Source organism: Nitrosomonas sp. Nm58, assembly GCF_900107335.1.
In the GTDB taxonomy this organism is placed as follows: domain Bacteria; phylum Pseudomonadota; class Gammaproteobacteria; order Burkholderiales; family Nitrosomonadaceae; genus Nitrosomonas.
Window position 1 is genome coordinate 1 of the sequence record NZ_FNPQ01000055.1, and the last position, 11,620, is coordinate 11,620.

An 11,620-nucleotide genomic window follows, 5' to 3' on the forward strand; every position below is an offset into this window, starting at 1 on the left:
AACGTTCCGTATAGCGAATCGACAGATATTGACTGCCATGATCGCTGTGATGGATTAACCCACTGGTTTCCCGCCGCGCCCACAATGCCTGTTCCAATGCATCGAACACCCAGTCTGTATGCAATGACCGGGTGACCCGCCAGCCGACAATAAATCGTGCAAAAACATCTGTAATAAAAGCTACATAAACAAATCCTGTCCACGTTGCCACAAAAGTGATGTCCGCCACCCACAGCTGATTAGGGCGCGTCGCTACAAATTGCCGGTTAACCTTGTCTGTTGGCCGATCAAGCAAGTCATCTGCAATCGTCGTCCAACATTTTTTACCACGCCTGACGCCTTGTATTCCAAGCTTCTTCATCAGCCGTTCGACTGTACAACGGGCAACCCGGATACCTACCTTCACGTATTAATTGCCGCCATACTTTGTTGGCGCCATAAACTTTGAAATTGCTTTCCCATATACGCTGTATATCCCGCTCAAGCGCTTTATCTCGTTTAGTGCGATCGGGTAGCCGGTCAGGATCTCGTTCTCGTGCTTTATGCTCATAGTAACTCGACGGGGCAATCTGAATTTGCCTGCAGATCGGCTCGACCCCGTACTGCTCCTTGTGTTGATCGACAAATATCGCCATCACTTCGGTCGGCGGTCGAGCGTCCTTTCGCAAAATAGGCTGATGCCTTGCGCAATATCTCATTTGCCTGCTTCAGTTCACGATTCTCACGTTCCAGTTGTTTGAGTCGCTCACGATCCGAGGTTGACATGCCTGCCCGGATACCCTGATCAGTCTCTGATTGTCGCACCCATTTGCGCAACGTCTCAGCAGTACAACCTATCTTGGAGGCTATCAATTCTAGTGCCGCCCATTGCGGCCCATACTCCCTTTGGTGTTCATACAGCAATCGGACAGCCCGTTCACGAACCTCCGGTGAATATCTTACTGGTTTTTTCATTACTCTATCCTCTCAAGAAATAGAGTCTCCTGTAAACCCGGGGCGATTCATGTTTGAGTATGTTGCCGATGTCGTACTTGAGGTGTTTGAGCGGCGGCACTTCATTGTCTTCCTGATCGACCCAGCTCTCGTGCCAGCGGGCGCGGGGCGAGACATAGAAGGTGTCCCCGTAGGAGGTCTTGTCGTTGAGTAATTCATCCAGCAGTGCAGGCTGGTCTTTCAAATGGGCCAAAGTGGTCTTGCGCAGATGGGCACGTTTGCGGTCAAATTCATCGGACAGGCGCTTGAGGAACAGCATGCCGAAAATGAATTCCTTGAACTTGCTCGCGTCCATCTTGCCGCGCAAGATGTCGGCAGCCTTGAAGAGGAAGTTTTTCGAGTTGGGAAAGCGTGATTTTTTCTTGAAGCATGAATAAGGCGTGTTTTTGGTTATGGGTTCCCATTGCTGGAAGCCATCGAATTGCACCGCAATGTACACTAAACTCCCCTATAATCCAAACCGCTGCAAGAACGTGCCATTTGGCGCAAATGAGGATGGCCTGGCACCCTCCCAGCAGGGATTTTTCCGATAAATGTCAAATGTATCACTCACGCGCAGCAGACAAAATTCGGAACAAATTGAAACGGGAGCCAGCATAATGTATATGCTAGAGCATCTTTGGCAGGGATAGCGCAACGGTTTATTGGGAAATAGAAATGGAAATTGATTATTGGCTGGAGCGTTGGAAACAGGGAGAAATCGGGTTTCATCAGAACGAAACCAATCCGTATTTGCGTCAATATTGGCAAGAGTTATCTCTTGCACAGGGTAGCCAGGTGTTCGTCCCCCTCTGCGGCAAAAGCCGTGACATGCTGTGGCTGCATGAACAGGGACACTCATTGCTCGGGGTTGAATTGAGTGCCATTGCGGTGCACGCGTTCTTCGTGGAAAACAGACTATCGCCGCAGCGCGTGACCAGCGGTAAATTCGATCGCTATGCCGTGAATGGTATCAGTATCCTGTGCGGGAATTTTTTTGATTTGGGTAAAGACGATTTAGCGAAGGTAAGCGCAGTCTACGACCGAGCATCATTGATTGCACTCCCGCCACAACTGCGTAAACGTTATGTGGATCACCTGGTGAATATCTTGCCCGCCGCAACACAAATCCTGTTCATTACGTTTGATTATCCCCAATCAGAAATGCTGGGGCCACCATTTGCAGTATCTCCAGGCGAAGTAGCAGCACTCTACCAGCAGCATGCCGAGATACGGCTGCTGGCTCAAATAGATGTGTTGGCACAGAATCAACGCTTTCGCGAACGTGGATTAAGCCAATTACAGGAAAGCGTCTTTCTGCTGACTACCCATTAATAAAACAGAACTTTTCACCCGTTCCTGCAGCATTACTCATGCATCAATTTCACCCATTCCTGTCCTTGTTATCCATGGGCAAAAAGATATTGTCGTAGAACCCGAACTTGGTAAAAAAGTGTTTGAAAAATGGGCTGAACCAAAAACTTTGTGGAAAATTCCTAAGGGAACTCACGTTGACGTGTTATTGGCGCCATGATCGCAAATACCGTCATGAATTGCTATCTTTTCTGAAAAGTTTAGATAAGCCTTAGGTTTTTGTTTATTTTAACGAGTTAACATCAGTCAAGTGCTTCCGTATTAAATGCGCCGCACATGGTCAGATCGGATTCGCTGACAGTAGGAAGCTGTGCCGCCAGAGTACGCAGTGCCGTGCGTAAGCCTTCTTCCAGAACAGGGTGATAGAACGGCAGGCGCAGCAACTCCTGCACTGTAAGTGAGCGATCGATCGCCAACGCCAGGAGGTGTGCCATATGTTCACCAGCAGGCGCGCACATTTCCGCACCCAACAACCGGCCGCTTCCCGCATCAGCATAAAGACGCTGAATACCCTTATTACGCTGGCCGGCACGCGCGCGTCCCTGGCGGTCAAAATGCACCTCTCCAACCAGTGTTTTGGCATGATCGAGCGCCTGAAAGCGACTGCCTACGACGGCTATGTCCGGGTCAGAAAAAACGATGGCGAGTGGTATCCGGCGTGTAAAGCAGGTCGAAGTAGAACGAGTGGCATTGATTCCGGCGATGTATCCCTCATCCGCAACCTCATGCAGCAGTGGCGCCTGGTCATTGGCATCACCCGCCATGAATATTGGCAGATCGGCCACTTGCATCGTACTTGGATTAACAGGCGGCATGCCGCGTTGATCGAGCGGGATTCCCAGTGTTTCGAGACCAAGATTGTCGATATTAGGTCGGCGTCCCAACGCAGCAAGAACACTGTCAACCACCACTTCTGTACTCCCGGCATGTACCTGCACACCGTCACTTACGGCGCTCAATTCAGCTTTCTCGCCCAGATGAAGAGGAAATTCTCTCCCCAACAAATCTGTCGCTACTGCAATGACCTGCGGGTCTGTCAACCCGGCGACCGTTTGGCTACCGCTAAATGCCGCCACTTTAATGCCAAGCCGGGAAAGTGCTTGCGCCATCTCAACACCGATAGGGCCCATTCCCACCACTGCCATGCGTGCAGGCAGAGTGTCCTGCTCAAACAAAGTGTCCGTCGTGAGCAACCGTTTTCCCAATGAATTCCAAGATGTAGGCACAACTGGGCGCGATCCGGTAGCAATGATAATTTTGTGCGCACGCAACTCCACGCCATTGACTTCCAGTCTATTTGGCGCAAGCAAGCGCGCACGCCCGGAGATAGCGCGTTTGCCCAGCTCTTCTGTAGTTTTTACTGTGCTGGCAACAAAATCATCGCGTAACCGCCGCACACGCCTCAGCACAGCGGGAATATCAGGCGTGAGCTGATCGGCACCCCGAATACCAAATTCCTCAAAGGTGCCGCGACGATGAAAGGCATTGGCGGCTTCGATCAGTGTCTTGGATGGCATGCAGCCAACCCGGGCACAGATAGTGCCCCAGGGTCCGTCATTGATAATCACGAAGCGCTGAGTACGCTTTCTTACCTCCCGCAGCGCGGCCAAACCTGCGCTCCCCGCCCCGACGATAATCACATCCAGTGTTTCATTCATAGCAATTTACTCCAATGATGGCATGAGCTGACTACAATATATCGCTCACAACTCAGCGGTCGGTGTGGCATCCTTAGAGGACTAAGCTTCTGATCTGAAATTCTATTTTGATTCATTCTTGTTAGCGCCACGAATGTTCAAGACTGCCAAGGTCATCTGCAAGACAACAAGTGCATAAGCACGGGCATGCCATCCCCAGATTATCCAGAGACTGTTGCTGAGTAGGAAGCACCCAAACTGATCTTACACCTACTACGTTTGTCCTGGGAAGCAATGAGTTAGCCCGCCACCGTAAAAGCTCCCGCGTGGAGCTTATTGGCAAAAACCAAGCCATCTCCTTGAGCGATCTCGGGGCAGGAACCCACCGAAGCGACTATACGGGTCAGTGTATAGCGCCGTAGGAATCCCCTGCCCTGAAGGGCGAGGTTTGCCGCGCAACTGATCAAAGAATCCGGGTTTGGGAGGAAGCTGTGCTACCACGGCATTCGCGAGTTCGTGAATATTAAAGTGGTGCGGGTTGGATAGCGGCGTGTAATAGGCAAGTACAATTTTCGCTGCTGTAGCCTGTGGCTAATAGGCCACTTGCTAGAAAGCGCAGGTTTTCGACATCAGAAGCCACCCTCGCCGAAAACCTGACTTGACTGGTTAAAGTAGAGCTTAATAGCTCTGCTTGTCACCATGCATTTTTCTTTTTTCTGCCTTCATTTTGTCTATCTCGTCTTTGTCAACAGTCCCATCTTTGTTGGCATCCATCTTCTCGAACATAGCATCGTGGTGCTTGTCCCATTCTTCTTTAGTGATCTTCCCATCTTTATCGGTGTCTGCCATGGCCGCACCACATCTGTTTTCGCCACATTTACCTTCACCCGCTTTTTTATCATCGTATTTGCCGGCTTCAGCGACCATGTAGCCTTTTTCCATAGGCTGCATGCTGAATGGATTCTCGGCAGCCGAAGCGATCGGTGCAACACCGAGGGTTACAGCGAAAGCAGAACCTACTGCGACAGAGATGATTGATTTTCTTTTAGACATGATATTTCTCCTAAGTATTTGAAAAGATACTATATTAAAATCCATCAGAAAATCTGGTGGATAATTTTATTGCAGACGGAAAGCCCACAGCTGTCGAGACAAAACAGAATTTGTTCATGACTTCCTTTGCACGGACTTCACTTGGCTGGCAATAAAAATTGGTTGCACAGCATGTCGCTTTCGCAACATGCTGCAATGCTTTACGCAGGAGGAGGATACTACTTAGCCCTTCTGGTTCTTTTCCCATTCGGCAATTTGCTTCTCCGCCTCATCCTTACTGATGCCATATGATTCCTGGATCTTGCCAGCCAACTGATCGCGCTTCCCGGCAATCGTATCGAGATGATCGTCGGTGAGTTTGCCCCATTGTTCCTTGATTTTACCTTTGAATTGTTTCCAGTTACCTTCCACTTGATCCCAGTTCATTTTGTAGCTCCTTTTCAAGTTTAAATTGCGTTTCTACTCATTGATGCTCATTTCATTGAGGACGTTTTTGACACCCTCGACTTCCTGTGCAACCTCAATTGCCCGGTCAATCTGAGTTTGGTTTTCCACAAACCCACTGAGTTGGACTTCTCCATCCCGCGTCACTACACTGATATCAAAGCTCTTGATGATAGGATCATTGAGGAGTGCGTCTTTAACCTGGGTAGTAATGACGCTGTCATCTACCTTGGTACCCACACTGGTGTCTCTGGTCTTAATGTTCATTTTGTTATCCACATTTCTGACACCCTTAACTTCCTGAGCAATCGCTATGGCACGATCCATTTGATTTTGGCTTTCCACAAAACCGCTTAGTTGAACTTCGCCCCTGCGTGTTTCAACTTTGATATCGAGACTTTCCAGACCCGTGTCTTTAAGCAGAGCAGACTTTACTTTTGTGGTTATGACACTATCGTCGATTTCTGTTCCCACTGTAGTTTTGGCCTCAGCCTGAGGTTCTTTGTCCCCACTCTTTCCGCACCCTGCGATGGATAAGCTGCCGACCACCATGATGGCCAGAATAATCAACCTATTTTTGATATTCATGCTTTTTCTCCAGAATTGAATAAATTGAAAATTTCGCATGGTTCCGAGCTGAAGATATATGCTTAACTCCCTCCTGAATTCCATATCTTCAATTATTCCTGTTCTATACCGGCTGTTCTGTGCGCTGACCCACATAGCTGTATAAATAATTAAAAAATCATTTTTACTGAAATTTCCTTATCCTTATGGGCTAACTGGTGGCGTCAATATGACGCTAGGCAGCAACGCAACGATTGGCCCAGCATGACAGTGCTATGGCATCCGGCACGAAATACCTGGAACGAGCTAAAAGGGAGAGCTCCCAAACACCCAGGCAGGTTGTACTCTTCCATTGGTTGTTTATCGCCAATTCAATCCAGGTTCATTACTGTCTTTCCGGCACGATAATAATCGTTTCCTTGTCTCCAGGCTCCCCTTGTGGACCTTGCGGACCAGTTTTACCTGAACCAAACGATAAACAGCCTGTCATTCCAGCCAACATCATGGTGACTATAAACAGTTTTATGTTTTTCATTGGATTTTCCTTTTTCAGTTGATATAAAGACCACCATATCCACAAAGCCTAAAGTAGGGCTGTTGCATAATAAGAAAAACTAGAATAGATATTTATGCAAATCAATGGGCTATCGATATAGAAAGGGCAAAAAATGTTATTTCCTAACATGCCCAACCGCGGAAGTTTCCGCGGCTGGAATTCCTATCCTTTCTTGGCGGTTTCTTTCAGATCTGTGACAGTTTCTTTCAGATCGCCAACGCCTTTCTGTATCTTGCCTTCAGCTTGCTTTTTCAGTCCTTTGACCTGCTGTTCTGTGCTGCCAGTCAGTTTGCCAGCTTCTTCCTGAATTTTACCGGCGATGTCTTTTGCTTCGCCCTTTACTTGATCCTTGTTCATGATGAATTCCTCAATAATAAGTTGAAATATCCACACAACTAACCGGGATCGGTTCGTGTGCCACGGGCCACATCATTAATCTACGTATGGTTAAATGAATTGTAATGTGGGTGTGGCTCCGCTTCTGTGCGCTCGCTAACATAGTACTCAAAGTAGTGTTTCTTCCTAAAGCAGCGCTGATATTCCCTCAAGGGTGATTATCGATCCCGTGTTTTTCGCCATGTGCGCACGTGTGAATGGTTTTTCAGGACGTGCTGATCAGATCACCCAAGCGTTGCTGCAAACAGAAAGCAGCAAATTCCGGTATCGCATGCCGCATGCCCTGTTGGAAATCAGTTTCGATGTTACTTTATCGACTGCCACATTCATCACTGCGTCTGTCTGATCATCGTTTTTTCTGTATCTTTAGGTATATCTGGTTTAAAAACCTCATTGCCTATCGGTTCGATCGGCGTGATGGCGTTCATGCTGCGCCTAAGGCTGGCAATGGATGAGTAAACCACTTTGCGGATCCGATTGACCCCGCCGAGCGGTCGGTGTTCGGATACCGAGTGCCAAGGCGTGTACGAAAGGTTTTCGCAGAATTTGTGCTGCGCTGGCTTGTCGAAATCCTGTTCGGGGATCGTGATAGTCGCGACTTTAAAAAATGGTGCTACGCTCTCCTCCCATTCACTCGTGGACATCTCAACGCTGAGCGCTGCGCCTGCGGGTGTGCTGGTATCACGCGTCTGGATCAAGAATTCGAAGCAAGCGTCATGGGTACTGAGGTGCTGCTTCATCGCCGCGCGCAGGGAATGGGGGTCCTGAGACTTGGCTGACGGGGGAGTGTTGTCCATTTGAATGCAAGGTTTTGCGGAATATTTCATTGCACGACGGTTCGCACCAGAGCCGAGCTGATAAGGTACCATCGACCAGTAACGTGTGTAGAGCGGGCTCCCGATTTTCTTGCTGTTGATCTTTGAAGCGATGATCGAGCCTTCGATCCCGAGCGAGAGAGGTGCGATTAACTGGGTCAACAGACTTGAGCTGCTGCGCGCTTGAATGAGGCTCAAATATTTCTGTGGATCGTTGATGAAGAACACGGGATGATTGATCATCATGAAATCCTGGGTATGGTTCTCGTCGGGCAGGAGTTTTTCCCCAGGAACGCCCATGAGTTTGATCGCCATGCCCCGACCGTCGCCTTCTTTGTCATCGGCCGTTGGATCGCTGCTGCCGTTTGAAAAACGGATCCAGGCCTTGTAGCGCGCCCCAGGCTGAAAGATGCCGTGCTGGTGTTCATCCTTAAGTGTCTCGTTAACCTGGAAGTCCGCCAGCACGCAACCGTGTGCTTTGGTGTGAACGTCGCGAAGCGCGGGAAGGTTATTCATATAGCGCGACTTGATCGTTTGTTCGATGTTTTCTGTGATGGCCTGCGTTGCGGCTTCTTCCCCTGGCCAGGGCGACTCGCCGAGCCCGGTGTCATATTCGATGTCGCTGGTCGGTGTCGGCTGGCTGCCGGAGTGTGCTGTGTTCGGAACCAAGCTTTTTTCCGGGGCACTGCAAGCAGTCACAAATACCAGACATGATAAAAGTACTGCAAGCATGGGCAAAATTGAGCGGGGGGCGAGTGGTTTCATAATGGCCTCATGTAAAAAGTGGGATAGGAATTCGGGGTATTGGCTGGAGAGACCTAAAAATGGTAATTTTTCAGTTTCTTTGGACTAAGCTTGCTGAAACCCATTCCCTTCGATCGTTAATCCAAACAGAATCGGAAGGGGTTGTTATCTTCCCAGTAAGTATTCACTGAAGTCTATATTTAAAAGTATTACAGGAATCGGGCATCTGGTATATGCGCTAGCACACAATGAGGTAATGGAACAAATCGGCATGTTGCCGTTTCTGTCTGCCTCGATTACACATGTGTTCGTTACCGCACCGACTGCGATTTGTATTGCGATTATTCTTATCAAATAAGTATAGGAATATTCCTGTATCTTGATATTTGACAAAGAGAGACTTCAATGAGATCAATACGAAGATTTGAAGTCTATGTGGTGTTATAGTAGTGATACTTGGCTTTAGGTGGTTGCTCCGGGATGTCAGCGCGGGATGGAAACACTGCGATCAGTGCTAGTGTCGATGCTGTCGGCGGTGCAGCGGTCGGTGGTGTTATAGGTCACGAGACCGGCGATGACAATGACAAAAAGTAGCGCCAGCAGTCGTGCATGAGTCTACATCTGGCAGTTGAACTCCTGTTATCTTCCGATATGTGCATAAAACCACGCGACTCCAGATGAAGCGGCTGAGTGAAGGTGCACCCTCGTGAGTGGTGAATGGACCACTTGCTCTTGCTAGTCTTTCAGTTGTTTAGTTGATATGAAAGATTTATTCACTGGCTCTCAGCCGAGTGTATGAAGCACACCACCATCCCTTCACCTAAAGTGAGAGATTGAATGGCGAATCATGTTCTGATTATTACGAGCGATGTCACCGATGCCAAGTCGCTGAAGGATGTGCTTGGCGAGGCAAAAGACAGCTCATTCGACATTGAATGGGTAACGCGACTCTACGATGGGCTTGAGCGGCTGCGCACAGGGGGCATTGACGCGATTTTAGTGGATTTGTCGTTGCCGGACAGCCAAGGCATCGCAACGTTTGATAAGTTATTCGCCATCGCACCTCAAACGCCGATCATGACGTTTAGTACGACGAATAACGTGATGCTTGCGTCGGAAGCGGTGCAGCGCGGCGCGCAAGGTTATCTATCGAAAGATCACTTTAGCAACAATCTGGTACCGCAATCGCTGCGCAACATCATTCAGCGCAAAGCTGTCGAGGAATCGCTCTTCATAGAAAAAAACCGAGCTGAAATCACCCTCAATTCCATCAGTGACGCAGTCATTGGCACCGATATGTCAGGCAATGTCGACTATATGAACGTTGCGGCGGAAGACATGACCGGATGGCCGAGAGAAGAAGCGCGCGGGCATCCCATTAGTGAGGTGATGCAAATCATCCATGGCGAGATGCGCGACCTAGCGCCTAATCCGATCGAATCGGTGCTGCAGCGAGACGAGGCGATGGCATTGACTGCGGGCACGACTCTGATCCGGCGCGATGGGAGTGAAGCGGCGATCGAAGATTCCGCTGCGCCGATCCACGACGTGAACGGAAGGATTGTCGGTGCGGTGATCGTGTTCCACGACATCACGACCGCGCAGGCAATGGTTGCAAAAATGGCCCATCTGGCGCAACACGATTCCCTGACCAATTTGCCAAACCGCGTGCTGCTGGACGACCGCATCACACAAGCAATCGCCTTGGCAAAACGGCGCAGTACGCACCTCGCTCTGCTATTTCTGGATCTGGACAATTTTAAGCATATCAATGATTCGCTCGGACACGCGACCGGCGACAAACTGCTGCAATCCGTTGCGCAACGCTTATGTACCTGCGTGCGCAACTCTGACACAGTTAGTCGACTGGGTGGCGATGAATTCGTGATACTGGTGACGCAGGACAAGCACGCGCAAGATGCTGCCTTGATTGCCAACAAGATACTCGCTGCATTGGCGGTGTCGCATGTTATTGATGAGCATGATCTGTATGTAACGACCAGCATCGGTATCAGCACTTATCCTGCGGATGGCCAGGATGCCGAAACATTGATCAAGAACGCGGATATCGCGATGTACCACGCCAAGGAAAAGGGCCGCAACAATTACCAGTTTTTCAAGGAAGAGATGAACGTCCGCGCGGTTGAGCGGCTAGCCATCGAGACCCATTTGCGGCGTGCGCTGGAACGGCAGGAATTCGTGCTGTATTACCAGCCCATTGTCAACCTGGAAAGCGGAATGATCACCGGTGCTGAGGCATTGTTGCGCTGGATGCATCCGGAATGGGGCATGGTAGTGCCTGATCGCTTTGTGCAGATCGCAGAAGATTGCGGCCTGATTGTGCCGATCGGCTGCTGGGTATTGCGCGAAGCTTGCGTGCAGGCTAAGCGCTGGAAGGACGCAGGACTGCAACTGAGCTCGATCGCCGTTAACATCTCTGCGCTGGAATTTTGCTTCAAGGATTTTGTTGACGGCGTGCATGCCATCTTGAATGAAACCGGGCTCGATCCATGCTGCCTGCAACTGGAAATTACCGAAAGCGTGTTGATGCGCGATGTCGAATCTAGCGTCGCGATACTCCAGCAACTCAAGAATATGGGAGTACGACTGGCGGTGGACGATTTTGGCACTGGCTACTCCAGCTTGAGTTATCTGCATCAATTTTCGATCGATATCCTTAAAATCGCCCCGTCATTCGTGCAGGACATAGGTCGCGGTAGCGACAACGGTATCATCGTCAGCGCCGTCATCGCCATGGGCGCCAGTCTCAAGCAAAGGGTGACCGCCGAAGGTGTGGAGACACAGGAGCAGTTAGTCTTTCTGAAGATTCAGCATTGCGAAGAGGGGCAAGGCTATTTTTTTTCTCGACCGATGGAAGCGGAGCAATTTGCCCAACTGCTGGCAACCGGACTATGCGATAAACAAGGGAACGAGTAACTGGCTTGAGTCAAACTAGGCATAAGTCCCACCTTGTATATTAAAACCAACGACTAAATTGTTTTAAACTTGCGCTGATTTCTGGGGAAGCCGGTCCGACCTTAAGCCTTGAGCTTGTAAGAAGA

At 49.6% G+C, this 11,620-nt stretch carries 12 protein-coding genes, 1 pseudogene and 1 other annotated feature; of the genes and pseudogenes, 4 read left to right on the top strand and 9 right to left on the bottom strand.

The window, feature by feature from the left end; translation table 11 throughout:
* A pseudogene (locus tag BLW34_RS17110) lies at positions 1-954 on the bottom strand (IS3 family transposase); the annotation flags it as partial.
* Positions 561-676 (bottom strand) — a sequence feature (AL1L pseudoknot). Its footprint overlaps the pseudogene before it by 116 nt.
* Before the next feature lie 4 nt (positions 955-958).
* Complete coding sequence (locus tag BLW34_RS13460; RefSeq protein ID WP_218138862.1) at positions 959-1,432, bottom strand: type I restriction-modification system subunit M N-terminal domain-containing protein; 474 nt, start codon at positions 1,430-1,432, stop codon at positions 959-961.
* A gap of 218 nt (positions 1,433-1,650) precedes the next feature.
* Here BLW34_RS13460 and BLW34_RS13465 point away from each other — a divergent pair, with 218 nt between their 5' ends.
* Positions 1,651-2,307 (top strand): thiopurine S-methyltransferase, encoded by a 657-nt coding sequence (locus BLW34_RS13465; RefSeq protein ID WP_090580606.1) that lies wholly within the window; start codon positions 1,651-1,653, stop codon positions 2,305-2,307.
* Between the two features lie 281 nt (positions 2,308-2,588).
* Here the strand turns inward: BLW34_RS13465 and BLW34_RS13470 are convergent, their stop codons facing one another.
* The 6 genes from BLW34_RS13470 to BLW34_RS13490 all read right to left on the bottom strand — a co-directional run bounded on the left by BLW34_RS13470 (position 2,589) and on the right by BLW34_RS13490 (position 6,960).
* Entirely contained in the window at positions 2,589-4,004 is a 1,416-nt protein-coding gene (locus BLW34_RS13470) for a dihydrolipoyl dehydrogenase (RefSeq protein ID WP_090580609.1), read from the bottom strand.
* A 657-nt stretch (positions 4,005-4,661) separates the two neighbouring features.
* Positions 4,662-5,036, bottom strand: a complete 375-nt coding sequence (locus BLW34_RS13475) for an HvfA family oxazolone/thioamide-modified RiPP metallophore (protein WP_090580612.1) — start codon at positions 5,034-5,036, stop codon at positions 4,662-4,664.
* Positions 5,037-5,258: 222 nt separating this feature from the next.
* Complete coding sequence (locus BLW34_RS13480; RefSeq protein WP_090580615.1) at positions 5,259-5,462, bottom strand: CsbD family protein; 204 nt, start codon at positions 5,460-5,462, stop codon at positions 5,259-5,261.
* Positions 5,463-5,495: 33 nt separating this feature from the next.
* On the bottom strand, positions 5,496-6,068 hold the full coding sequence (locus BLW34_RS13485; protein WP_090580629.1) for a BON domain-containing protein: 573 nt from the start codon (positions 6,066-6,068) through the stop codon (positions 5,496-5,498).
* A 364-nt stretch (positions 6,069-6,432) separates the two neighbouring features.
* Positions 6,433-6,582: a hypothetical protein gene (locus BLW34_RS16215; protein ID WP_176754344.1), complete on the bottom strand. Its 150-nt coding sequence runs from the start codon at positions 6,580-6,582 to the stop codon at positions 6,433-6,435.
* 183 nt (positions 6,583-6,765) lie between these two features.
* Entirely contained in the window at positions 6,766-6,960 is a 195-nt protein-coding gene (locus BLW34_RS13490) for a CsbD family protein (protein WP_090580618.1), read from the bottom strand.
* A 193-nt stretch (positions 6,961-7,153) separates the two neighbouring features.
* Between BLW34_RS13490 and BLW34_RS13495 the strand changes: the two genes are divergently transcribed.
* On the top strand, positions 7,154-7,345 hold the full coding sequence (locus BLW34_RS13495) for a hypothetical protein (protein ID WP_090580621.1): 192 nt from the start codon (positions 7,154-7,156) through the stop codon (positions 7,343-7,345).
* Here the strand turns inward: BLW34_RS13495 and BLW34_RS13500 are convergent.
* Positions 7,329-8,579 (bottom strand): catalase family protein, encoded by a 1,251-nt coding sequence (locus BLW34_RS13500; RefSeq protein ID WP_090580624.1) that lies wholly within the window; start codon positions 8,577-8,579, stop codon positions 7,329-7,331. The genes BLW34_RS13495 and BLW34_RS13500 overlap by 17 nt on opposite strands.
* Before the next feature lie 459 nt (positions 8,580-9,038).
* On the opposite strand from BLW34_RS13500, the gene BLW34_RS17505 reads away from it, so the two are divergent.
* Entirely contained in the window at positions 9,039-9,152 is a 114-nt protein-coding gene (locus BLW34_RS17505) for a glycine zipper 2TM domain-containing protein (protein ID WP_371263951.1), read from the top strand.
* Between the two features lie 243 nt (positions 9,153-9,395).
* Positions 9,396-11,495, top strand: coding sequence for a putative bifunctional diguanylate cyclase/phosphodiesterase (locus BLW34_RS13505; RefSeq protein ID WP_090580626.1), 2,100 nt, complete (start codon positions 9,396-9,398; stop codon positions 11,493-11,495).
* The last annotated feature ends 125 nt before the right edge of the window (positions 11,496-11,620 follow it).